Source organism: Pelorhabdus rhamnosifermentans (genome assembly GCF_018835585.1).
GTDB classification, from domain to species: domain Bacteria; phylum Bacillota; class Negativicutes; order UMGS1260; family UMGS1260; genus Pelorhabdus; species Pelorhabdus rhamnosifermentans.
This window is the reverse complement of the sequence record NZ_JAHGVE010000007.1, coordinates 1-23583: the sequence shown is the minus strand read 5'-3', so window position 1 is coordinate 23583 and position 23583 is coordinate 1. Positions and strand designations below refer to the sequence as shown.

The window sequence follows — 23583 nt, the reverse complement described above, 5'->3', positions numbered from 1 at the left end:
CCTAAGAACTCCATAGAGATCTTAGGAATATACTCCATACTACCTACTTTGATGCACGCAACGCATGGTGATGTTTCTCTGATATTTCCTTCCAAGTAACCCAGATAGGACTGGCATTAAAAATAGAGGAATAAGCGCCGCTTGTAAACCCAATCAAAAGGGCAAGTGAGAAATTCTTCGTACTCTCACCACCAAAGAAGAACAGTGCTGCCGTAGCAAACAAGACAGTAAGTACCGTATAAATAGAACGTGTCATTGTTTGCCAAATACTTCGATCCACAAGTTCTTGGAAACTCTCTGATTTCCGATGCGTTTTTAAATTTTCACGAATACGGTCAAAAATAACAATCGTATCATTGATGGAATAACCCACAATCGTCAAGATAGCAGCAACAAAAGTAGAATCCACTTCGCGTTGCAAGAGAGAAAACAAACCAAGAACAATCAAAACATCATGTAACATAGCCCCGACAGCAGATACGGCAAATTTAAATTCAAACCGATAAGAAATATAGCCAATAATTAATAACGAGGCAACAACAAGTGCCAAAACCGCTTGTTGTGTTAACTCCGACCCAATTGTAGCACCGACTTTTTCCGTCCGGAGCAGCTCATAAGCACCCAGTTTTTGACCAAAATCATCCATAACTGCCTTTTGTTCATCTTCTTGCAGCACGCGTGTACGGATAAATACATTCTGTGACATATCCGTTTGATTATCTGAGGCTAACTGAATCGTGCTGCCATCCAGTTGATAGTCTTTTAGAACCTCTCTCACTTGCTGTACCGTTACAGGCTGTTCAAATTTTACATCAATCAAATTACCCCCGGTAAAATCAATGCCAAAGTTAAAACCCTGCACAGCCATGGAAATAAGCCCTGGAATCATGATAAGTGCAGACAAGGCAAACCACCAATAGCGTTTCCCGATAATATCAAATTTCATATGATCACCCCTATGCTCCAAATACTTTGTGATTTTTGATTAGGTTTGAGTTCATCAAGGATTGCAGCAAAAAGCGACTCACTGTAATGGCCGTAAACAAACTCAAAATAATTCCCAGGCCCAATGTAATAGCGAAACCTTTCAGCGAACCTGTTCCTAACAGAAACAAAACCACAGCAGTAATGATGGTTGTGACATGAGAGTCAATAATCGTGGCAAAAGCTCGGTGGAACCCGGCATCCATGGCAGCTCGCAAGGTTTTTCCTGCGCGCACTTCTTCTTTAAACCGTTCAAAAATAAGCACATTAGCATCAACTGCCATACCAATGGATAAGATAATCCCGGCAATACCCGGTAGCGTAAGTGTCGCATTGAGCATTTTGAGTCCAAATAACAGCATTAACACATACATGGCCAGAGCAATATTGGCCACCAGACCTGATAAACGATAATAAAGTAACATAAAAAGAACAATGGCGGCAATACCAATACCGAAAGCTGTAATACTTTTATCTCTAGAATCTTGACCAAGAGTTGGCCCCACCGTACGTAATTCCATCACTTCGACCTTGACAGGCAAAGAACCTGACCGAAGTAAAATCGCCAAATTTTGGGCTTCTTCGATGGTACGATTGCCTGTAATCATGGCCTTGCCACCTGTAATTGGCTCATTGACAACAGGGCTCGTTAAAACTTGTTTATCTAACAAAATCGAAATATGTTTGCCCACATTTTTCGTGGTCAAATCACCAAATGCCTTAGCCCCTTCAGGAGTAAACTCAAGATTGACTAAATTTCGTTTCGACTGGTCAATCTCAGCTTTTGCATCTTTCAAATCTTTTCCTGTCAGAACAGTTGCACCGCTTTCATCCTGAAATTCCATGAGTGCCGTCTTACCAATCAAGGCAATGGCCGCATCAGGATCTTTTACACCCGGAAGTTCAACAATAATCCTGCGGTCACCTTGTCGCTGAATAATCGGCTCCGTAAGCCCCAATTCATTGACACGCCGTTCAATAATTTTCACTACACGCTGGACAGCATCATCATCCACCTGCGCTTCAGGTGTATCGACGGCCTCCAAAACAACATGCGTTCCCCCTTGTAAATCCAAACCTTGTTTGATTGAAAAAGCCAGGGGCTTCACAAAAAAGGCAAAACACAACAAAATGGCAAGTACTGCAACAAAAAACTTTGTAAAACTATTCCAACGCAAGGAAACTTCCCCCAATCCATACTGTTTTCACATAATCTTAATTATATCCGTCTTGTCCTCCAAGTGTCAACTGTTGGAAAATCAATGAAAGGTGCCCTCAGACACCTTATAACAAACGATTTTCATTAATAACAATAGAAAAATAACATTTTAGAAATTCGGCTGCCCGCCGACACATAATCATACGGGCCAAAAAAATTTCAAAATACTCCATAACAGGGCAAATTTCTGTATTAATTGTAATATCTAGCGTCACCGTCTTATGTTCCTTGTTGACAACTAAGGTACTTTTTTCTGCAGCATAATTAACACGGTCATGAATTTCAAATTTAGCAAAATCCTTATTTGTCACACGTGAGCGATGGACATCTGATTTATCAGCTAATATTAAAGCAGCCGCCACATGATTGACAACACTGCCGCTTTCTTCTTCATGATTGCCAATAGCTGAAATAACCAGTGCAATTTCTTCCGGTTCCATTTTCATTCTTGATAATATTTGAAATGCCATAAGTGCACCCGACCCGCCATGATTAAACCGATTAATCATATTGGCTAAGTCATGCAGATACCCCGCCATTTCGGCAAGCTGACAATCCCGTTCAGCATAATCAAGGCTCTTTAAGACTTGATAAGCCCATTTTGAAACAAGTGTCGCGTGGCGTTTGCCATGTTCAGTAAATCCGATATTCCCCAGATACTCTGTGCTGCGTGACAAATATACCGATATTTCCGAATCATGCTGTAGGTCTTCCACTGTAATCATGCTCAAACCTCCTGATATAAGCTAGCGCCCGACCCGTTACTTCTTCAATACTTAGCGCATCCGTCTGAATAAAAAGCTGTGCGTGTTCTTTGGCGTTGATCAGCCGCTCATGCTGTGCAATGAGCCGTTCTTCACCCCAAGGCACGTTGCGCCTTTTTTTAATAACAGGCAGTGTGGCATCAAGCATGATTAATACATCGGGATTTTTTTTCTGCCAAAGAGTTTTGACAAAGGAATGTTCCTGTGCCACATTATAAGCTTCTACATGATGTTGGCGCAGATTTTGAACGAGCGTGGTCTTTCCTGAGGCGCAGACTCCTGTTATAGCCACTCGCATAAAAACACTTCCCTTAATAAGGATAAACCATATTTAATCGGCGAACTAAATGACCCGCCTCCTTATCGGACACTCCAACTACAGCCACTGTCATGTCATCACCGGGGCGATAGTCATCCAAATCCAAGGCATATTCCAAAATACTTTGTGCAATAAAATTGACGTCTTCCGCCTTGTTTTCGTTTAAAATCCGATAAATATGCTGTAAGTCAAATTCTTTGCCGCGTTTTCTGCCAGCTGCTTGAATGCCATCACTATAGGATAGTAAAATCATTCCCACATTGAGTGGCATTTCATACACAAGCGGCTTCATTCGCTTATGAACACCAATAGAAGAAATGGATTGATCATAGGAATCAATCCCATAATCTTGCTTGACTAATACGGGACAATTTGAATTTCGACAAAAAACGACTGTTTGTGTATCCAAATCAACGGACATAATGGTTAATGTCGAAGAAACTTTCCCGTCCTTCATATTATATAAATAATCATGAACACTCCGTGCGACAGCTCCATCGCGCGCGCCATCGGCAATAAGCGCAACCGTCTTATTCACAACAAGACTACTTGTAAGCTTCGCAGGTTTCCCGCTTCCTTGTCCATCCGCTAAAATGACACTAACACCGCCCCGCGGACGCTCAACTGTCTCAACGCTATCGCCGCATTCTCTCATGGCATATTTATTTGTTCTGGCCACGCCAATTCTAACTTCCACACCAACCCCTCCTTTCAATCTGTTTCGCTCATAAACGTGTCCAGCCAAATAAAACAAAGCAAAACATAGTCTAGTACTATATTTTGCCTGTTTCACAAAAATATTGCTTTTCATGGATGCCCAAGATCCTGTTTACGCTTATTACAATAAATAAAGCCCTTTTCAGTTATGACAACATCAACAGGACGATCATAAGTATCCATTGGAATGTGCGCAACAAGCTGTTTGCTTACTGTAACACCCACAACAAGTGCTTGGGGCGTATCAGACAGAAAGCGGTCATAATAACCCCCACCCATGCCAAGCCGATTTCCTTGCCTGTCAAAAGCCACACCAGACAAAAGGACCAGGTCAATCGCATGAGGATTGACTACAGGCGCATCAAGAGGTTCTTGAATGCCAAAAGCAGCAACAGTCCAAGAGCTACACGAATCAATAGCCACAGCATTCATCTGACCAAACTCTCCCGTCATTTTCGGTACAACAACCCTTTTACCGAGTTTCCAGGCAGTTTCAATCAAAGACTGCAAGAGAACTTCATCTTTCATCGCCATATAGGCCATAATCGTTTGAGCCTGAAGAAAGTTTGGCCAGTTTATCAATGACTTAACGACAGATTCACTGAGTCTTTGCCAGTCATCAGGCAAAATTTGCCGACGACGAGCAAGTAAGCTTTTTCTTAGACTCCGTTTCCCTGTAGATAGGTCCTTATTTTGCATCTTCACCTTGCATATAACCTACAGCATTACGAGCAATATCCACTTCTACCTTTTCAGCCACTTTGATAGTTATTTTCTTATCTGTAAAGCCCGTAATGGTACCAAAAAGGCCGCCATTCGTTACAATACGATCGCCTTTTTTCAAGGACTCCAGCATGTTAGCGCGTTTCTTTTGTTCATTTTTTTGTGGGCGATAGAGCAAGAAGTAAAAAATAACAATCATGAGCACGATTGGCCAAAATTGCAAAACCATTTGTTGAATTTCTTCTGACAATCCATTCATCTCCTCTAATTACTTTATTTACAAATTCCACAAGCAACAGACTTTTCCTCTATTTAAGCCTGATATTCTTGCCAAAATTGTTCACGAAAGCGTGGAAAACGTTCTTCAATAATAGCTTGACGCATTTTACGCATAAAATCAATTAAAAAATACAAATTATGTGTAGTCGTCAACCGTAATCCGAAAATTTCATCTGTTTTTAACAAATGACGAATATAGGCACGCGAATAATGCTTACAGGCATAGCAGCCGCATTCTTCGTCAATAGGCCGAAAATCTCGCGCATATTCGGCATTTTTCACGACAAGACGCCCATATTTTGTCATAGCCGTGCCATTACGCGCCACACGCGTTGGGAATACGCAGTCAAACATATCAATGCCTCGCACAACGCCTTCAACAAGACAATCCGGTGTGCCAACCCCCATTAAATAACGTGGTTTTCCTTTAGGCAACAGCGGGGTCGTATGCTCAAGCATTTCATACATCATGGACTTGGGCTCGCCTACACTTAAACCGCCAATAGCATAGCCCGGAAAATCAAGTGCCACTAATTCGTTTGCACTCTTGGCGCGCAATTCCTTATACATCCCGCCTTGAACAATCCCAAACAGTCCCTGGTCCTGACGCGTATGAGCTTTTTTACAACGCTCAGCCCAGCGCGTCGTCCGTTCCGTCGAGAGTCTGGCGTATTCAAACTCAGCTGGATAAGGAACGCATTCATCAAAAGCCATAATAATATCGGCGCCAAGAGCCATTTGAACCTGAGTGGCAATTTCAGGTGATAAAAACTGTTTAGAACCGTCAATATGAGAACGAAACTCCACGCCTTCTTCCGTAATTTTGCGCAAAGGACCCAAACTAAACACTTGAAATCCGCCGCTATCTGTCAAGATTCCGCGATCCCAATTCATAAACTGATGAAGTCCACCTGCTTCAGCCACAAGATCATGACCTGGCCGTAAAAACAAATGGTAAGTATTACTCAAAATAATGCCTGCTCCCATGTCCTTTAGTTCCTCCGGCGACATACTTTTCACTGTTGCCTGAGTCCCAACTGGCATAAAGATCGGCGTATCAAACGTGCCGTGGGGCGTATGTAGCTTCCCGGCACGAGCCCCTGTTTCGGGACATTCTTTTACTAATTCATAGGTTATTGCCAAACGATTGTCACCTCATCATTATAAAATCAACATGGCGTCACCAAAGCTGAAAAATCGATACTCTTTAGCAACCGCTAGTTCATAGGCCCGTAAAATAAATTCCCGACTGGCCAGAGCACTCACAAGCATGAGCAGCGTCGACTTGGGCAGATGAAAATTCGTAATCAAAGCATTAATGATTTGATATTCATAGCCAGGATAAATAAAGATATCTGTCCAACCAGAGCCACTGGAAATTCTCCCATTCTTGGCTGCTGTCTCTAAAGTCCGCACAGCCGTTGTTCCCACAGCAATCACCCGACGTCCTTCTTGCTTCGCCAAATTGATAACCTCAGCTGCCTCAGATGAAATGGAATAATATTCACTATGCATATGATGATCCGTAATCTCTTCCACATTAACAGGCCTGAAAGTGCCCAGCCCCACATGAAGAGTAATAAATACACATTGAACGCCCTTTTCTCTCAGAGTGTCAAGTAGTTTTGTTGTAAAATGAAGCCCGGCCGTTGGTGCGGCTGCAGAACCTTCTTCACGGGCATAAACCGTTTGATAACGATTCTTATCAGCCAGTTTTTCTGTAATATAAGGAGGAAGTGGCATTTCTCCTAGCCTGTCCAAAATTTCTTCAAAAATGCCTTCATAGGAAAATCGCACGATTCTGCCGCCAAAATCCGTGCCTCTAAGCACCTCGCAAGCAAGTTCATCACCAAACTTAATGACTGTTCCGGGTTTCGCTTTTTTGCCTGGCTTGACAAGAACCTCCCATTCATCACCAGTCAAACGCTTTAATAAAAGCACTTCAATATGAGCACCTGTCGTTTCCTTCCAGCCCATCAAACGAGCAGGTATCACTTTCGTGTCATTAAAAACCAGCGTATCACCCGGTTCAAAATAATCGATAATATCACAAAACGTACGATGCTCAATCGTCTCTGTCTTACGATTAAGAACCATGAGTCGTGACTGATCACGCGGCTCAATCGGATGCTGAGCAATCCGCTCAGGCGGTAAATGATAATCAAAATCAGTCAACTGCACAATAAGACTCCTTTTTAATAAAACTTGGTTACTTCCACACCTCGATAGTAATGCTTAAGAATTTGTCTAAAATAACTTGAATCCCCGGCGGGTGCTTTATCTGCCATCACTTTGGCTCCCCACTGCGATAGTCCCAGCCCATGACCGTAACCATAACCACTCATGACAATCAGTTCAGTAGAATCTCCTGTCAGACGTTCAATATTATCCCCATCGCCAGGCGTTTTTCTTACGGGAAAGAGTGGCAATTTACTAGGAACTTTCTTGCTGCCTGTCCGACCATAGCCATCGGTAATATCAAATTCCAATTCGGGCTTGCTCGGCAACATAATCTGAATATCAAACAAGGTACTATGAAGCCCAAGAAGTGAGCGGAGTTTACTTCCTGTTATTTCAACAGAACCCGCAGAACCAATAAGACGCAGCGTCTTTACACGACCAGAAATGCCTCTGTCAGGCTCATTTTCCGGTTGGCCCGTAAAATGGGAAAGTTCAAAAGCCTGAATAGGACCAATGGCAATCCCGCCCTTCGCCAAAGCAACATCCACTTGACTGGGCGTCAATTGCTTTTCCCAACGATAATTCGGCATTTTCTGGTCGTAATCAACGACACCGCGTAAATAAGGGAGAACGCCTCCCCAAACATTTTCACTATTTTCCGTATAACCACCGCCGCTGGAATGAAAAGCTGCATCAATCAGTTTATCTTGATAAGTCACAACAAGACCGCTTGTTTCATCAACAGCCGCATTAGTCTGGGCGGCTTCACTATCCGCTCCCACATAGATCTGGCAGTCTGGGGTGGCACCAATACCATAGCCATCGCCATGATATTTATTTTGATTGGCCATCGCATAAGTCCGCGCCGCCACAGCTTGTGCTTTAAGGGCTTCCTTATTCCAATCCGGTGACATTTCCTTGGCAACAACACTATAGAGATATTCGTCCACAGGCAGCGTATTTACTACTGTGAGTCCCGATTTACCGACTGTCCGATGAATCTCAATATTTCCCCGGTAATGTTGCCTGTTCACTTCAATTAACGCTTTTTTTCCATTTTCAGCAGAAATGACATTAATTTTTTGAGTTCCTGTTTTCACGCCATTGATCCAGATGTTACCGGATCGACTCGTAATAGTAACTTTTTCTTTGACACCATAATTTCCAATAATTTCATGCGTGTTTTCATCAACAACATGAAAATCAGCGTCCGCACCAACAATAAGATTCGGTTGATTGGACCAAATACCGACGCGAATCAGCGGACTCGCTGCTGCCACATTCGCTCGATCAGCTAAAGCAGGCTGAGCCGCTAGAGTCATGGGAATACCACAAAACAGAACGCCAATAAGACTAATGCGCAGCAAACTTGAATAAAACCGATTCATAAAAACCTCCATTACCGTCTATTAAATAAGTTGAGTAACACTGTCAAGACAATACTAATCACAATACAGGTTGTAATTGGGAAAAAGAAACTTCCCTGGGCTTTTTGCACAAAAATATCCCCTGGTAAACGCCCGAGCGGCAGCAGCTTGCTGCCAAACACAAGCACTGCGCCAATCACGAAAAGCACTACCGCAAAAATCATCAGACTTTTTCCGATGGATTCCAAATCGCCGGAAATCATGCTTTCTTCACCTTCCGCACCTTTTGATAACGTTCCTGCTCACTAAAAATACAGCCGCAGTAAGGCTGACGGTATAGTTCGAGTTCCTTACTAATCTCAACGCCTTCATCCCAGCCAGGCCGAAAATCAATGTAATAAAAAGCAATACCGACTTCCTTGGCAATTCTTTCACCAATTTCATGAATTAACTCATGCTTTTGAAACGGACTGACAAGGAGTGACGTTGTAAAAGCGTCAAACCCAAGCTCTTTGGCCTTCTGCGCTGCTTTCCTCAACCGCATTTCATAGCAAAAGTGACACCGACTGGGCTCCGTATTCATCGCCCCTGTGAGGAATTCGCGCAAAGCATAATCATCATCCACAATAAATTCTAGTTTAATTTGCTTCGTATACTCCCGGGCCGTTGTTAAGCGCCGCTTAAATTCCTTGTAAGGATGAATATTGGGATTATAAAAATAGCCTACAACATCCGCCGGCTTACCAATATGGTCGTCAAGTTCCCGTAAAAATTTAATGGGATAAATGGAACAAGGTCCACAACAAATATGTAATAGAACTTTCAATTAAGTCCACCTCTTACTGTAATAGGATAATACCCAATAACGCTATTTTAGCACACTTTACCATCGAGCAGCAAACGAATGCCAAGAAAACGACCGCATAATAGCGTAGATACATCTTACAAAATCATAGAGGCCTTACAGTCTAAAACAACTGTAAAGCCTCTACGATGCGATTCAAATAATACCTGTCATACCTGTTGAGTAAATAAATGACTGATCATTAAAGAAACGACGGATAAGGAAGATCCGGCTCCCCTTCAAAACAATCGTCGAAACCACGTGGATAATGATATTCACGATTATTTTTATCAGCTGGATAAATGAATTTGCCACCCACTTGCCAAATAAAAGGCTGAAACTGATATTGCAAACGATTTCTCTTCATTTCAAAAAGAACGTTAATTTCAGCAGGATCAGCTTGAAAATTTGACCAAATATCATGATGAAACGGAATAATCACTTTCGTCTTCAAAGCTTCTGCCATACGGAGAATATCCGAAGCTGTCATCTTATCCGTTATCCCGCGCGGATTCTCGCCGTAAGACCCCAATGCCACATCAATTTCAAAATCATTGCCATGTTTCGCATAATAATTCGAGTAATGAGAATCACCACTATGATAAATAGAACCCCCTGGTGTTTTGATAATATAGTTAACGGCTCTGTCATCCATATTCCCCGGCAGCGACCCCGACAGAATCACTTCTTGCGGAGCTGTAATCAAAGCCGTACGATCAAAAGACTCCAGCGCAATAAGCTCTGTGTCTTTAATCTTTACTCTATCACCCGGTTTTACAGTCATGCAGCGCTCAACTGGTACACCCCAACTCATCCACAAATCCACACACGCTTTTGGTCCAATAAAAGGTACAGTTGAATCACAGTTTTTCATAACTGCTGCTGCCACATTGACATCAATATGATCACTATGGTCATGAGTCGCCACAATTGCATCAACTTTTTTTATCGCAAATGGATCAAGAACAAACGGGGCTACGCGAAGATTTGGCTGCAATTTTTTGCAGCCCGTCATTCTTGCCATCTGATGGTGGGGATCGATCAATGCCTTTTTTTTGGTTTTTTTACCACTTCCGCACCAAAAATCGATACAAATATTGGCGTCTCCTTCCGATTTCATCCAAATACCTGTACACCCCAACCACCACATAGCAAAAGTACCGGGTGCAACGACTTCTGCCTCAATTTCTTCATTTAACCATGTTCCCCATTGAGGAAAAGTGCTAAGAATCCAAGACTCTTTTGTAATCTCATCAATTTTTCCCATATTTCTCACCTGTTTTCTTCATTTTGTTTTCCTGTCTGTCCATAATAGGCCTGACTGCCCTGCTTGCGAAAATAATGTTTAAAATCCGCCTTCGCAAAGCTTATTCATGATAAATTTTTTAGAACGAGTAATTTCTTGAATCGAATCTGGAAATGTGTCTCCCCACATTTCCATCACAAAAGGTCCGCTATAACCCAATTTTTTAAGTTTTTTGAAAATATGCACAAAGTCTACATTTCCTTCTCCAAAGGGAACATCACGAAACGCCCCCTGAAATGTGGCAGTCACATTCCGCGTTTCTTTAATATGCACAGCAACAATACGCGAAAAGCCCAGTTCCAGTTCAGCCGCTACATCATTGCCCCACGCGCTTAAATTACCGATATCCGGATATACCGTAAGCCACGACGACTTAATTTGTTCGTCATAATAGAGATACTTCGTGATTGAGTTAAGGAAAGGGGTATCCATAATTTCAATGGCTAACATGACTTGACTCCGGGCCGCCATAGCCACAGATTGTTTCAACCCTTCGAGAAAATAAGCGCGCGTATCCTCGCCTGCTGCCTCATAATAAACATCATATCCTGCAAGCTGAATAACACGAATGCCAAGGTCGCGAGCCAAATCAATGGCCTGCGACATCATGCTGAGCGCCTTAGCCCTTATATCCATCTGACGGCTTCCAAGTGGAAAACGTCGATGACCGCTAAAACACATGGAAAGAAGGGGAATACCAGTGGTACGCATCGCTTCACACAACTGCTGTTTTTCTGCTGTCGTCCAGGTCAATCGCGCCAGTCGTTCATCACTTTCATCAATCGATATTTCCATAAAATCAAAACCGAGTTTTTGCGCCATCTGCAATTTTTCCAACCAGCCCATCTCGTGAGGAAGGGCCTTTTCATACAGTCCTAATAAATTCTTCACGGCCCTCACCAATATTTTTCGAATTCGTTCTTGAACGCACGAGCAGCAGAGACCGGTGAAGAAGCATCACGAATGGCACGACCAGCAATAAACACATAAATCGGCAGTTCTTTAAAAAATTGAATATCTTCGACATTCACACCGCCAGTAACAGTGACTTGAAAGCCCATTTTGCATAACTGGCCCACTTTTTCAAGATCAGCGAGTCCCCAGTTTACACCTGCAGCCTGTGAATCACGCGAACGATGATATACAACTTGCCTTACACCAATCTTCTGCCATTCTTGCGCCAATTCTTTTGTCCAGTGGCCAGTCAATTCAATTTGAATATCGCGCCCTCTTTGTTTCGCTATCTCCAAAGCACTCGCAACGGTTGGAATATCGGCGCAGCAAATAATAGTTGTCCAGTCAGCTCCAGCGTCAAACATCATGGGTGTAATAATTTTTCCAGCATCAGCAATTTTCGCGTCAGCCAAAACAATTTTATCAGGATACATGTTTTTAATATATTCAACAGCACGTATTCCCTCGGCGCAAAGCAGAATAGTACCGACTTCAATAATATCCACCTCTTGAGCCACACCCTTGAGCGCGTTAATGGCATCTGTAAATGTTAAATTATCCAGTGCAATCTGTAACTTTGGAATCATCATCTAATCTCTCCCTTCATCAGATACAGTCAAATTTTCTCTAATCTTGGTTTCAATTTCCGTCTCAGAAAGCAAATTTTTTAAGCCAATTACTTTTGTCCGGTTATTTTTAACGGAAAAAATATCTACAAAAGCTATGGAACAAAACACAACATCATAACCAGAAGCGGCTGCTTTGGCCTCACCCACACTCATATGATGAATCTCCACTGGCATATTCAGTTTCTTAAAAATCTTGTCAATCTTCATTTTAATAATTTGACTCGAACCCATCCCATTTCCGCAAGCCGCAACGACTTTAAGCATAACGAACCCTCCTATTTAATCAGCCTCAATTTTAAAATAATTTTCCTTATCCGAGCTATTACGATACTGAATTTGTGGAATCATCAGCATAGCTACAATCACCAGAATCATCCCCGGCATAGCAAAGTTCTTCATAATAACACCAATGAGCGGCCAGATTGTGTCCCAATCAATATTGCCATGCCAACCACCATAGGTATAGAGCTCGAAGTACCAAGCTGCAAAAGCACCACCGGCGACTTGAATCATGCCTGTGCAAAAAGCCAGAATGCCTGCCGCCCGGATGCCGCCAAATTTATTAGCAAAAACAGCCGTTGTAGCATTATCAAAGAAGACAGGTACGAAACCAGTAATAATGAGAATGGGAATTTTAAAGATAAACAAGCCCGCAATGGCTAGAAACTGACCGAGACAACCAAACACGAAACCAAACAGAACTGTATTCGGTGAAGAAAAGCCATAAGTTGCTGCACAATCAACTGCAGGCAAGGAGCCAGGCAGGATTTTCTCAGAAATACCACGAAAAGACTCCGTCAGTTCAGCCACAAACATCCGAACTCCACTAATCAAGATAAACAGGTACACGGCAAACAGCAGCGACTTGGAAAGAATATAAGTGGCAAAAGCTAAGTTTGGTGGAAAACCAGCCTTGTCAATCCCGCGCAAATAGGGCTCGCCTAAAATACTCATGATCACCCCGAAGAATACCAGCATAAGCGTACCTGTAGCAATGACATTGTCATTGAACATGGTTAACCACCGAGGAAATTTAACATTTTCTACCGTGTGCTTCGGACTACCGAATTTCGGTGCCAATTTGCTTGCGAGCCATACCCAGCCCATCTGCTGATGCCCGACAGCAAAACCGCTATTATCCGTAAGCTTCTGCGTCGGTTCCACTGTCAGATTCGAAAACACAGCCCAATAAGTGCCGACTAAAATACCAATCCACATAGCTCCCTGAATATTGCGCAAGGCCGGAATAGCGAAGAAAACCAGCCAAGTACAGGTTGTAGCCTGTTGAATCATAATATGTCCCGTCAAAAACAAGGTACGAATCTTGGTCTGTTTGCGAAACAGCACAAGCAAAATATTCCAGGCAAAACCAACCATTAACGATATCATGGTCCAAGACAGTGACATCCCGATCGATTTAATAGCTTCCGATGCAGCATTTAATCCAAAATAAGGATCAATCACAGCGGCATGAAGAGCAAAGCGATCATTCAATCCCGACAAGATAGGCCGAAAGGTCGTAACAAGTCCACCAGAACCAACGTTCCAAATCATCATGCCAACGGCCGCTTTAATAAAGCCGCCAAAAGCCTCATAAATCGGCTTACCTAATAACATGTAACCAATAAAAACTAAGATACCAATAAAAAATTCCGGCTTAACTAAGATATTGTTGGCAAATCCTTGCGATACCATATTAATCGTGAGCAAAATCTGATCCACTAGATGATTCCCCCTCTCATAATTATCACGGTTGGATTGCTATTCTTTACTCGCTAATCAATTGCTGCAAGTCCTCTAAACTTTGTATATCTCCTAACCTTTCAAGAAAATTCTCCACAGAAATTGCCTCAACTAAGGCTTGCAACATCCCCAGATGCGCTTCATCATCTACAGAAGCCACAACAAAGAGCAGTTGAGCATCCTGCTCACTACTGTCACCGAAATGTACGGGTTGATGGACTTTCATAAATGAAATAGCTGTTTCATGAACCCCTATGCTCCCCCCTTTAGCATGTGGCATCGCTAAATTAGGCGCAATGACAATATAAGGTCCAAATTTATGAATCGAATCAATCATAGCCGTAATATAAGAAGTATCAATCGCACCATCTCGCACAAGCGGCTGTGCCGCAGCTGCAACAGCATCCTCCCAGCGCTCAAATTTTTCTGCAAAAGTAACCCGCTGTTGTTCAATTAATTGTTTAAACATGCTTTCCCCCCTTGTTGCTTTACTTATTCCCCGACAGTCTTAGCATGCAAATGTTCTTACAAGCATACCCGTTTTGAACATTTGTGCAATCTGTTATCATTTGTTCAATTTCATCTTATCAAAAGTTGTAAAACGCGTCAATCGATTTTTTTCAATAATCAAAATTTGCACAAATGTGCGTTTTTTTTCAAAAAAAAGTCAGCTTGCGCTGACTCCATTTTCTTCGATTGCTTTCTGCTGGGGCTCTTAATTTCCATGAAAATCCGCTAACTTGACATAATTTTCGCACTATGCTTTAATATTTGTATGAACATCGGTGCAAGAAATAGACATTTATTCAAATTTATCTTAGCAGAGCCCGAAAAATTATGCCAATAAATTAATTTTGAAAAACGAACTTGAACAAACATTCGGATGATATAAATCAAAGGATGATCACAGATGGATGAAATTGAACTTTTATCAGAAGTAGCGAAAATGTACTATGTGCAGAATTTAACACAAAATGAAATAGCAAAAACCATTCACACTTCCCGTTCGACTGTGTCACGGCTGTTACAGGAAGCGCGCGATAAAGGCGTGGTTGAAATTAATATTCATTATCCCTGGGATCGTTCTCTCATTATGGAGGAACACTTACAGCAGCAATTTGATCTAAAAGATATCCGAGTATTAGAGACTCGGGGCCGCTCTACTGACGAAACACTGCTTGGCGTTGCCCTACTGGCCGCCCGTTACCTTTCCTCTATCATTAAAGCGGATTCCATTTTAGGCATGTCTTGGGGCAGAATGATCTATCATACCGTTCAACTTGTAAAGGCAGAACGGGCTCTCGCCATTAAGGTCGTCCAGCTGTTTGGCGCAGCCATCCCAAATAACAAAATTGATGGGCTCGAATTAGTCCATCAATTGGCGAGTAAGTACAATGGGCAATATTATGCAATTCACGCGCCGCTTTTTGTCGAAAATAACGAAGTGAAGCAATCACTGTTGCAAAACCCCCATATTAAAGAGACCCTCGACTTAGCACAGCAGGCGACAATCATTCTTACAGGCATTGGCTCATTGGAATCCCCGCTCGCGCCAAGTCAAACCTGGCTGGGTTTTCTTTCACAGGCAACCATCAAACATTTAAAAGAACAAGGCGCCGTCGGTCACATTTGCGCTCACCACTACAATATTGAGGGACAAATATTGGATATTGATCTCCATCAGGGAATCGTTGGCGCTGGATTAGATATATTACACAAGGCACCACAAGTCATTGGAGTGGCCAGCGGAAAAGAAAAAGCGCGAGCTATTTTAGGAGCGCTGCGGGGAAAACATATTAATATTTTAATTACTGACGACATAACAGCCCAGAATGTTCTCACCCTGAACACCTCATCAGACAGAACAAAAAAAGGCTGAGAAAGTCTTCTCCTATTTGTCTGAAACAGCCTCTAACAAAGTGCGTAAATCTGAAATTTCCGGATATTTTTCTATTGTCTGGTCAATTACAGTTTGCCGCATTTTTTTATATAACTGAATTAATTTGATATCATACTTCGGGTTCTTAGGATTTATACTGATGGACTTTCTGTAACAACAGTGAGCATCCAGATATAAACCTTGCTGTTCCTTGATTTGTGCCAAAATAAAATAAGCCGTCTCGGATTGACAATTTCTATCGATATGGGTGTTTAAATATTGTTCTGCTAATTCTATATTGCCATAAGAAAAGCACAACTCACCAATAGCCAAATTCATATCATTGAAAGACTCCGGCCTTACCCCATCAAGAAGCGTTATTGCCCGTTCCCATTCACCTAATGCAATGGTTCTTTCTATAATATCGAATAATAAGAATATCCCCTCCTTTTCGAGGATAAGCGGGGGAAAATCTCGGCGCCCGAGATTATTTTTCAAGAGAAATATCATACGAGAAAGATCCTGGGATAAGTCCAAGGCGAGCATCTCTTCAGACACTTGTCGCACCTTTTCCTGAGCGCCCTGCAGCCAAAAACAAAACAGCTTATTGAATTTAGCTATTTTATACAAAGAGTGCTCCGGATTAATGCTATCCAGCTTACGCAGCGCCGCCGAAAACTTTCTCTGTTGTATTAAGCAAATTGCCTTTTTTAGTTTAATTTCCACAGATTCTGTCACTGATTGTGTAGCAAGCTCGAAATAATCATAGGCCAGCGGATAGGCAGCCTGTTCAAAAAGCAGTTGTGCTATACAATAATTAGCCCGTGAAGATGGAAATTCACAAATTTTTTCTAACGCCGCTTTGGCGTAAACAGGATCCTTTTTCGGCTGTAATATTCTGGTGATGCCCCCGAGTGCAACAACGAAAGATGGATTCTCTCTTAATGCTAAAATATAATTACGTAAAGCCTCCTCTAGATTATAAAACATTTCTGCTATTTGACCTAAAAAATAATAACTGCGAAAACTTCTGACACCACTAAATTGAACATCATTCACAGCCGGCTCCGGTGTAGCTAGCGCATGATTAAAAGACGCGTAGGCTAGACCATATTCCTGTTGCGCATAATAAATAAGTCCCTGGTAGTAATAAAGATTGGCATACGCAGGAAAAAAGTTTAATCCCTGCCTGATACAGCTCAGTGCACTGACATAGTTTTTATCAACATAATAAGCAAGAACAATATAATGGAGCAATCGAGGCAAATAACTGGTTTGGCAATCTAACTCATCCGCTGCCTTTATTAATTCCGTTGCCGCCTGCTCATAATCCCCTAGCCGATAAAGTTCTAAACCATAATGATATCTAAGTAGCTGATCATCCGGTTTTTCTACAATTTGTTCTTTAATAAGGTTTAAATATTTTCCGCTTTCCTGTTTTTTTTCACCCGGCTCATTGTCAAAATATCCATAGTGAAATATGACAACATCTTCTGCAATACTATATTTCGCTTGCTGATTTTTTTCAATAATGACATCCATCATTTGTTCAGATACTGTCCCGTCAAACCGATAATCCGATCGATTTCTAAACAAACGAAATACTATATCAGAAGTTATTTCCTCCCCCATCCTATCGTATAGGTAGTTTTCGCTCCGAATAAAATAACCGCATAGGCTGTCATCTTCAATAATCCGCCGTAATACCGCTGCACTTTCCGGAGTTAACTCCTCATCAGCGTCTAAAAACAGAATCCATTCTCCCCTCGCCCTTTCCAATAACTGATTGCAGGCCTCATTCCAATTATCGTTCCACACAAAATCTACTACTTGTGCACCAAACACTCTGACAATTTGACACATATCACTGGTGGCCGCTATATCCATTATAATGATCTCATCCACTGCCTTCATTGCACTTTGAAGACAACGATACAAATTGCTTGTTTCATTTTTGATAATCATACACAAGCTTACTTTCATACTCCTGTACCCCACCATAAACACTTTTAGTTTGTCATTTAACGTTTTAATGTTAGTGAAGGAACCCAGATAGGACATAGCGTTCTGATGATTAATTCCAGGTTATCATAAACAATCTGGTCAATACTAGCGTCAACTGACAACAACTCACAATGAAAGCGGCCTGCCCTTGCGTACAACTTTGCTGATTCCGCACTCATTATTAAATAATCCACAACTGTTTGCGACAGTTCATCTACAGGCTGATAATGGATGACAGCCTGTAAATAATCGTCACAAGGCCCCAGGCGCGCCTGATCCTCCTGATTGCCGTTAATCATATTTAATAACGTTACTATCAGAGCAATTTGTACTTCTCCCTGCTTAATCAAAGCTAACTGCAACTTTTTATTATTTTCCATTGTAGTAAATTTGCTAATTTCTCGCCAACTAAGCTGACTTTTTCCTTTTTGTTTAATGCCGATAATTTGCAGAAGTGGATATAAATGCTGCGGAAATAATTTTAAAGCAGCAAAGTATTCCCTTTCTGCCTGCTCATAATCGGCTAAACTATTATAAATATCCCCACATAATTGATGAACCCTTTCTAACCGTTTCATATCGTCAATACCAGTAAGTGCCTGCTGGAAAAACTGGACCGCCTCCTGATAGTCCCCGTCATAAAAAGCAATCTCTCCTTGAAGTAGCCCTACTTCCCCCTTCGGTGGCAATATAACAGCTACATGATTGAGTAAATTTTTCGCCTGCACTCTTTCCCCGACTTTCAGCAATCCGTTCACTAACGTCAACACCACGTTTTGGAAGTATCCTTCCCCACCTGTCATGTGCTGCAAGGCTTTTATTAACTCTTGATTGCCACTGCCTACTTTCCCTTGCTGAATATATTCTATGGCAAGACCGTATCGCAAGAAGGGATTGTCCGGATTATCCGTTAATGCCCGATTAATCACCTCCATATTGCGGAAATGCTTATCTTTTGCCTGGATGGTTTCATTTAGATAACCACGGTGAATAATCTTCAAATCTGTTACAGCCAATCCTTGGCCTTGATTATTCGTTCTTATGCTTGCTGCCACTTGTTCATGAATAGCTCCCTGAAAGTGATACTCTTTCCGATTTCGAAACAGTCGTACTGCCTGGTCATCTATTTTGTCCTCACCCTGACCAATATAGCTTTCAATATGAATGAAATACCCTTCTATCTGGGGATTCGCTCGTAATACATTGCTAAATTTACCAATATCAATGTATTCTAATGTTTCATCCGCATCCAACACCAATATCCAGTCACCTGTTGCACGTTCCAAACCAAAATTTCTTGCCTCCGCAAAATCATACTGCCAGTCAAAAGTAAAAACTTTCGCTCCTGCTTGGAGCGCCTGATCCATTGTACTGTCATCCGATCCTGTGTCAACGACAATGATCTCATCTACTAAATGCTTGACGCTTTGAATGCAGCAAGCAATATTTGTCTCCTCATTCTTGGTGATCATACATAAGGTCACATGAATATCTGCACTCATACGTATAACCCCCTTGCCGATGCATATTTATAATCTAACAGAGAACGGACTTTCCCTGCCTTACGCCGGAAAAGATTAACCAAACACAGATTACTATACGCGGATAACTCGGTTAGCATAGTAACAAGTATTGTCACTAGCTTTTGGAAAACCGGGCCGACACTGAGCATATCAGGATCTTTGGGGTTAAAGCGTAAACAGTTTTCCAAAATCGACAGACAGGTTTGAACAACCTCTAACTCGCGCGATTTTTCCGGTTTACTATATCCGCCAGTGGAACTGCAGCGGGCAATAATCGCCAGCAAAGCCCACGCTTTACTCCGCTGCAGCGGTGAATCGGCCCATAATTTGAGCGCCCGCTGCTTGGCAGTGTGATAATCGCCATTTATAATATGAGCAATGATTTCCTCGGTGACAATATCGAGTGATTTTTTTTCATTCTCATCACTACTTAAAATCTGCAACGCTTCTTTTACGCTCCCGCTGTATAAAAGGCTTTTTATCCGCATAACACTTGTCGCAGCGAATGCCGGGGATTGCTTATAACACGCCGCAGCCAAGTCTGGAAATCCCATGTCAAAGAAAACCGTTGCCAAAGTCTCTACCCACGGGTCAAAAACAAAGCTTTGCTTATCTTTAAAGTAATCATACACGTCCGTTGCTGGTAAATGGGTAACTTTCAATAAGAATAGGCTATATAGCGGACAAATATAATAAGGATTGGCAGCAAGCGCCTGCCAGTAATAATGCTCAGCCAATTCGTGACAGCCTATTTTTTCATAACAAAACCCCATCTGATAAAAAGCAAAAAAACTTTCCGTGCCTTGAGAATGGTACAACACCAGAGGCGGCACACCTAATTCTATTGCTTTATGAAAATACCCAATCGCCTGCTTAAACTTCCCTTGTTCCGCTAAAATAGCCCCAGCATCAAAAAAAACATCCGTATAGACTGGATTTATCTCACACTCATTGTGACAAACTGCAAGCGCATCATCAAGACGACCTAAAAATTTTAAACAGTCGACCAAATACCTTACCGCTGGCCCTCTAAACATCAGGCAGTCTGGGCGAATGATAGCAACTGCCTCCTGAAAACAGGTTAATGCTTGCTCAAATCGCCTAAACCCTAACCATTCAACACCCAGGTAATATTTTAAATAAGCGTTGTCAGGTTCACAGGCTACCGCCTGCCGCAGCATCTCAAGATTACGGCGCCGCTTCTTATTCCGCTCTTTACCAGTAACCAATTTATGCCGAATAACAGGAGCATCCCCCATGGCCACCACATTTGATTTCGTTATCACCACTTGCTCATGAATTTTACCGGCAAAACAATATTCGGCAGTATTGCGGAACAGGCGGACAACAGAAAATCTTTCGTCAGTCGCACCCACACATACTAGCAGGGGTAGCAAAAAGGCTTCAGCCTCCGGCGTGTCCGTAATTAACTGTCGCAGGCTTCCGAATTTTGAGTCCAGTTTTTCGTCAGCATCCAAGCTAAATATCCATTGCCCAGTACATTTACTGATAGCAAAATTACGGGCAGCGCTAAAATCGCCACTCCATTCATAGGAATAAGTTTTATTGGTAAAACTCTTGGCAATGTTGAACGTTCCATCCTTTGACCCCGTATCGACAATGACAATTTCATCCACTTCCGTTAGGATACTGTTAAGGCATAGAGCTAAATCAGCCTCTGCATCACGTACAATCATCGCAAGACTTATCGTTGTTATCATGTTTCACCCCCAACTCAGGATACCTTTCCGCTGCCTGCTTCAGCACCTCCGAGCCTATCTTTTCGTACAACTTCATTAGTTTGATATAATATTTAGGTTCTTTAGGATCAGACTGTAAGGCTTTCCGATAATAGTCAATAGCCTCTAAATATCCTCCCTGGCCTTGCTTTATCTCAGCTAACAGGAAGTACGCCGTAGTACTATCGCTGTTTTCTTGCAAATGCTGGCATAGGTATTGCTCGGCAAGTTCTGTGTGCCCGTACTGATAAAACAGTTCTCCCAAGGGTAAATAATAATCAAGTAACGATTCCGGACTTATACTGGATAACAGCAAAGTACAAAGGTTTAACTGGCCGAGATCAAATGCCCGTTTTAAGATATCCAACACCAGCGCCATTCCTTCGCTGCCAAGCGAAACGGGTTGCCCGACATCCGTATTTTGCAGCAATTTTACAACGGCAGCATGGTCTTTTGTCAAGCCAAGAGTAAGTAACTCTTCACCCATTTCCAAAATCTTTTGCTTATTACCTGCCAACCAAAAACATAATAGCTTATTCATCTTAGCAAAAGGATTAAATTTTTCGCCCCCATCAATTGCTTCCAAAATATTGATCGCTTCTAAACTGCGCTGCTGATGGATCAGGCATATAGCCTTACATAACAATAGCTCCGACGTAAAAAACGAATCAGGAACCTTCTCAAAATATTCTAAAGCCAAACCATAAGCCGCATGTTTAAACAATAGCTGTCCTACCATCAGTTTAGCCTGCGGCAAAGAAATATCGCAGATCTTATCGATGGCATATTGGGTATAATCCGGATTGATCCGGGGCTGTAAAATACCTAAAATGCTATCCAACGCTGTCAAAAAACGCCCGTTATCCCGTAAGCTGTCAATATAGTAACGCAGCGCCTCTTCCTCGTTACAGAATTTTTCCGCGATTAAGCCCAGATAATAACACGAACGGAACCCTTTTATCCCTGAAAAAGATGCATAATGCACCGGCAAATCCGGTGCCTGTAACGCCTTTTTAAAGTACTCATAGGCTAGCCCGTATTCTTTTAACTGAAAGTAGAGTTGCCCTCCTAAAAAATAAAGATCGGCATAACAAGGGAAAAGTGCCAATCCCCGCTGCACAGCGTTTAATGCTTCCGGTACTTTATTGGCCGCATAATAAGTCTGAACAATATACCGCATCAGTTTGGGACCGTATAGTATTTCCGCCGGATTTATCATTGTGGACACTTTTTCAAATTCCTCTGCCGCCGACAAATTTTCCCCCATACGATATAACTCCACCGCATGGTAAAATTGTACTAAACAATCATCCGGTTTATCATGAAGTTCCTTTTCAATCAAAATAAGGTTGCGCCTTTTTTTATCTTTGGCCTTCAGATGGCTGTTGAGATAGCCGTCATGATAAATAACTAACTCCTCGCTAAATAGAAATTGGGATTGACCCGTCTGTTCAATAATGACATCACAAATCTGTTCATGAACTACCCCGCGAAACCGAAAGTTTGGTTTATTGCGAAACAAGCGAAATACCATATCCGCACTAGTTTCAGGAGTGCTGTCATCACCTGAAAGATTGACTATCTTCATAAAATAGCCGTCCACTTCCGAATTCAGAACGGCTTTACGTAAAATTTCCCGGCTTTCCTTTGCCAGTTTCTCATCTGCATCGAGAAATAAAATCCATTCTCCGGTTGCCAGATTCAGCGAAACATTTCTGGCATCGCTAAAATTATTATTCCAATTAAAAGACTGAACCTTGGCCCCAAAGGCTTGGGCGATCTGGCAGGTTTTATCACTTGAGCCTGTGTCCACAACGATAATTTCATCAACCACTCCGCTTACACTTTGTAAACAGCGCCCGATCGTTTGTTCTTCGTCCTTGGCAATCATACACAAACTAATTTTGGTAGTCATAAAAATCTCCATTCTTACTAAAAAAGTTTCTATATATTATGTTTGAAAATCAAATATCGCCACCTTGCAAACAATTATTTATGCTGCAAGAATGGCGATATTTCTAGTTAACTATGGCAGTTAATTTTAAGCTGTAACCTTTACCAGATATACATAATATAATGTTATAAAGGCGAAAAACCTTCGCTAATATGAATTCAATGGAGGGAATATATTTTGCCAAACTTTAAAATCATCCAGGACCAGCCTGCACAGGCGAAGATACAGATTTTTGGGTCAAATCTCACAAACCCATTAAACACGGATGCTTCAGGTGACCTAAGCGTTTCCGTTGTTGGGGGATCCGTAGGCATTTCCGGCACTCCTACCGTCAGCATTTCCGGCACTCCTACCGTCAGCATTTCCGGCACTCCTACTGTCAGCATTTCCGGCACTCCTACCGTCAGCATTTCCGGCACTCCTACTGTCAGCATTTCCGGCACTCCTACCGTCAG

At 42.1% G+C, this 23583-nt stretch carries 24 protein-coding genes; 1 reads left to right on the top strand and 23 read right to left on the bottom strand.

Annotation, left to right across the window (positions count from 1 at the left end; translation table 11 throughout):
* Positions 1-43: 43 nt before the first annotated feature.
* From secF to Ga0466249_RS09675, 18 genes are all read right to left on the bottom strand, one after another.
* A complete protein-coding gene (gene secF, locus Ga0466249_RS09760; RefSeq protein ID WP_215829269.1) occupies positions 44-946 on the bottom strand; it encodes a protein translocase subunit SecF in 903 nt (300 codons plus the stop codon).
* A 10-nt stretch (positions 947-956) separates the two neighbouring features.
* Positions 957-2162: a protein translocase subunit SecD gene (secD, locus tag Ga0466249_RS09755; RefSeq protein WP_215829268.1), complete on the bottom strand. Its 1206-nt coding sequence runs from the start codon at positions 2160-2162 to the stop codon at positions 957-959.
* Between the two features lie 106 nt (positions 2163-2268).
* Positions 2269-2928 (bottom strand): HD domain-containing protein, encoded by a 660-nt coding sequence (locus Ga0466249_RS09750; protein WP_246588612.1) that lies wholly within the window; start codon positions 2926-2928, stop codon positions 2269-2271.
* Positions 2900-3265 (bottom strand): P-loop NTPase family protein, encoded by a 366-nt coding sequence (locus tag Ga0466249_RS09745; RefSeq protein WP_215829266.1) that lies wholly within the window; start codon positions 3263-3265, stop codon positions 2900-2902. Before Ga0466249_RS09745 ends, Ga0466249_RS09750 begins: the two co-directional genes overlap by 29 nt.
* 13 nt (positions 3266-3278) lie before the next feature.
* Positions 3279-3983, bottom strand: coding sequence for a PP2C family protein-serine/threonine phosphatase (locus tag Ga0466249_RS09740; protein ID WP_215829265.1), 705 nt, complete (start codon positions 3981-3983; stop codon positions 3279-3281).
* Between the two features lie 110 nt (positions 3984-4093).
* Positions 4094-4702 (bottom strand): 5-formyltetrahydrofolate cyclo-ligase, encoded by a 609-nt coding sequence (locus Ga0466249_RS09735; RefSeq protein WP_246588628.1) that lies wholly within the window; start codon positions 4700-4702, stop codon positions 4094-4096.
* Entirely contained in the window at positions 4692-4985 is a 294-nt protein-coding gene (gene yajC, locus Ga0466249_RS09730) for a preprotein translocase subunit YajC (RefSeq protein WP_215829263.1), read from the bottom strand. Before yajC ends, Ga0466249_RS09735 begins: the two co-directional genes overlap by 11 nt.
* A gap of 53 nt (positions 4986-5038) precedes the next feature.
* Entirely contained in the window at positions 5039-6148 is a 1110-nt protein-coding gene (tgt, locus tag Ga0466249_RS09725; protein WP_215829262.1) for a tRNA guanosine(34) transglycosylase Tgt, read from the bottom strand.
* Positions 6149-6166: 18 nt separating this feature from the next.
* Positions 6167-7186, bottom strand: coding sequence for a tRNA preQ1(34) S-adenosylmethionine ribosyltransferase-isomerase QueA (queA, locus tag Ga0466249_RS09720; protein ID WP_215829261.1), 1020 nt, complete (start codon positions 7184-7186; stop codon positions 6167-6169).
* Between the two features lie 14 nt (positions 7187-7200).
* On the bottom strand, positions 7201-8574 hold the full coding sequence (locus Ga0466249_RS09715; protein WP_215829260.1) for a SpoIID/LytB domain-containing protein: 1374 nt from the start codon (positions 8572-8574) through the stop codon (positions 7201-7203).
* An 11-nt stretch (positions 8575-8585) separates the two neighbouring features.
* The gene (locus Ga0466249_RS09710) at positions 8586-8816 is read right to left on the bottom strand and encodes a DUF2905 domain-containing protein (RefSeq protein WP_215829259.1); all 231 of its coding nucleotides are present in this window, start codon (positions 8814-8816) and stop codon (positions 8586-8588) included.
* Entirely contained in the window at positions 8813-9379 is a 567-nt protein-coding gene (locus tag Ga0466249_RS09705) for an epoxyqueuosine reductase QueH (RefSeq protein ID WP_215829258.1), read from the bottom strand. Before Ga0466249_RS09705 ends, Ga0466249_RS09710 begins: the two co-directional genes overlap by 4 nt.
* Before the next feature lie 220 nt (positions 9380-9599).
* A complete protein-coding gene (ulaG, locus tag Ga0466249_RS09700) occupies positions 9600-10664 on the bottom strand; it encodes an L-ascorbate 6-phosphate lactonase (RefSeq protein WP_215829257.1) in 1065 nt (354 codons plus the stop codon).
* Between the two features lie 78 nt (positions 10665-10742).
* Entirely contained in the window at positions 10743-11594 is an 852-nt protein-coding gene (locus Ga0466249_RS09695; RefSeq protein ID WP_312889748.1) for an L-ribulose-5-phosphate 3-epimerase, read from the bottom strand.
* A gap of 5 nt (positions 11595-11599) precedes the next feature.
* Positions 11600-12247: a 3-keto-L-gulonate-6-phosphate decarboxylase UlaD gene (locus Ga0466249_RS09690; RefSeq protein ID WP_215829256.1), complete on the bottom strand. Its 648-nt coding sequence runs from the start codon at positions 12245-12247 to the stop codon at positions 11600-11602.
* Entirely contained in the window at positions 12248-12550 is a 303-nt protein-coding gene (locus Ga0466249_RS09685; protein WP_215829255.1) for a PTS sugar transporter subunit IIB, read from the bottom strand.
* 15 nt (positions 12551-12565) lie between these two features.
* Positions 12566-14008 carry a PTS sugar transporter subunit IIC gene (locus Ga0466249_RS09680; RefSeq protein ID WP_312889747.1) on the bottom strand — a complete coding sequence of 481 codons (1443 nt, stop codon included), beginning with the start codon at positions 14006-14008 and terminating at the stop codon, positions 12566-12568.
* 46 nt (positions 14009-14054) lie between these two features.
* Positions 14055-14498: a PTS sugar transporter subunit IIA gene (locus tag Ga0466249_RS09675; protein ID WP_215829254.1), complete on the bottom strand. Its 444-nt coding sequence runs from the start codon at positions 14496-14498 to the stop codon at positions 14055-14057.
* Between the two features lie 441 nt (positions 14499-14939).
* Here Ga0466249_RS09675 and Ga0466249_RS09670 point away from each other — a divergent pair, with 441 nt between their 5' ends.
* The gene (locus Ga0466249_RS09670) at positions 14940-15908 is read left to right on the top strand and encodes a sugar-binding transcriptional regulator (protein WP_215829253.1); all 969 of its coding nucleotides are present in this window, start codon (positions 14940-14942) and stop codon (positions 15906-15908) included.
* Positions 15909-15920: 12 nt separating this feature from the next.
* Here the strand turns inward: Ga0466249_RS09670 and Ga0466249_RS09665 are convergent, their stop codons facing one another.
* The 5 genes from Ga0466249_RS09665 to Ga0466249_RS09645 form a co-directional block, all read right to left on the bottom strand.
* Positions 15921-17891, bottom strand: coding sequence for a tetratricopeptide repeat-containing glycosyltransferase family 2 protein (locus Ga0466249_RS09665; protein ID WP_215829252.1), 1971 nt, complete (start codon positions 17889-17891; stop codon positions 15921-15923).
* A gap of 38 nt (positions 17892-17929) precedes the next feature.
* Positions 17930-19414 (bottom strand): tetratricopeptide repeat-containing glycosyltransferase family 2 protein, encoded by a 1485-nt coding sequence (locus Ga0466249_RS09660; protein WP_215829251.1) that lies wholly within the window; start codon positions 19412-19414, stop codon positions 17930-17932.
* Entirely contained in the window at positions 19411-21156 is a 1746-nt protein-coding gene (locus tag Ga0466249_RS09655) for a glycosyltransferase (RefSeq protein WP_215829250.1), read from the bottom strand. Before Ga0466249_RS09655 ends, Ga0466249_RS09660 begins: the two co-directional genes overlap by 4 nt.
* Entirely contained in the window at positions 21119-23089 is a 1971-nt protein-coding gene (locus Ga0466249_RS09650; protein WP_215829249.1) for a TPR domain-containing glycosyltransferase, read from the bottom strand. The genes Ga0466249_RS09655 and Ga0466249_RS09650 overlap by 38 nt, the downstream gene beginning before the upstream one ends.
* Before the next feature lie 197 nt (positions 23090-23286).
* A partial coding sequence (locus tag Ga0466249_RS09645; RefSeq protein WP_215829248.1) for a hypothetical protein occupies positions 23287-23583 on the bottom strand: 297 nt, incomplete at its 5' end.

Coding starts and splice junctions, on each gene's coding strand:
- secF (WP_215829269.1), bottom strand. CDS start 946: ATGAAATTTGATATTATCGGGAAACGCTATTGGTGGTTTGCCTTGTCT.
- Ga0466249_RS09750 (WP_246588612.1), bottom strand. CDS start 2,928: ATGATTACAGTGGAAGACCTACAGCATGATTCGGAAATATCGGTATAT.
- Ga0466249_RS09745 (WP_215829266.1), bottom strand. CDS start 3,265: ATGCGAGTGGCTATAACAGGAGTCTGCGCCTCAGGAAAGACCACGCTC.
- Ga0466249_RS09735 (WP_246588628.1), bottom strand. CDS start 4,702: ATGCAAAATAAGGACCTATCTACAGGGAAACGGAGTCTAAGAAAAAGC.
- yajC (WP_215829263.1), bottom strand. CDS start 4,985: ATGAATGGATTGTCAGAAGAAATTCAACAAATGGTTTTGCAATTTTGG.
- Ga0466249_RS09715 (WP_215829260.1), bottom strand. CDS start 8,574: ATGAATCGGTTTTATTCAAGTTTGCTGCGCATTAGTCTTATTGGCGTT.
- Ga0466249_RS09710 (WP_215829259.1), bottom strand. CDS start 8,816: ATGATTTCCGGCGATTTGGAATCCATCGGAAAAAGTCTGATGATTTTT.
- ulaG (WP_215829257.1), bottom strand. CDS start 10,664: ATGGGAAAAATTGATGAGATTACAAAAGAGTCTTGGATTCTTAGCACT.
- Ga0466249_RS09690 (WP_215829256.1), bottom strand. CDS start 12,247: ATGATGATTCCAAAGTTACAGATTGCACTGGATAATTTAACATTTACA.
- Ga0466249_RS09685 (WP_215829255.1), bottom strand. CDS start 12,550: ATGCTTAAAGTCGTTGCGGCTTGCGGAAATGGGATGGGTTCGAGTCAA.
- Ga0466249_RS09675 (WP_215829254.1), bottom strand. CDS start 14,498: ATGTTTAAACAATTAATTGAACAACAGCGGGTTACTTTTGCAGAAAAA.
- Ga0466249_RS09670 (WP_215829253.1), top strand. CDS start 14,940: ATGGATGAAATTGAACTTTTATCAGAAGTAGCGAAAATGTACTATGTG.
- Ga0466249_RS09665 (WP_215829252.1), bottom strand. CDS start 17,891: ATGAAAGTAAGCTTGTGTATGATTATCAAAAATGAAACAAGCAATTTG.
- Ga0466249_RS09660 (WP_215829251.1), bottom strand. CDS start 19,414: ATGAGTGCAGATATTCATGTGACCTTATGTATGATCACCAAGAATGAG.
- Ga0466249_RS09655 (WP_215829250.1), bottom strand. CDS start 21,156: ATGATAACAACGATAAGTCTTGCGATGATTGTACGTGATGCAGAGGCT.
- Ga0466249_RS09650 (WP_215829249.1), bottom strand. CDS start 23,089: ATGACTACCAAAATTAGTTTGTGTATGATTGCCAAGGACGAAGAACAA.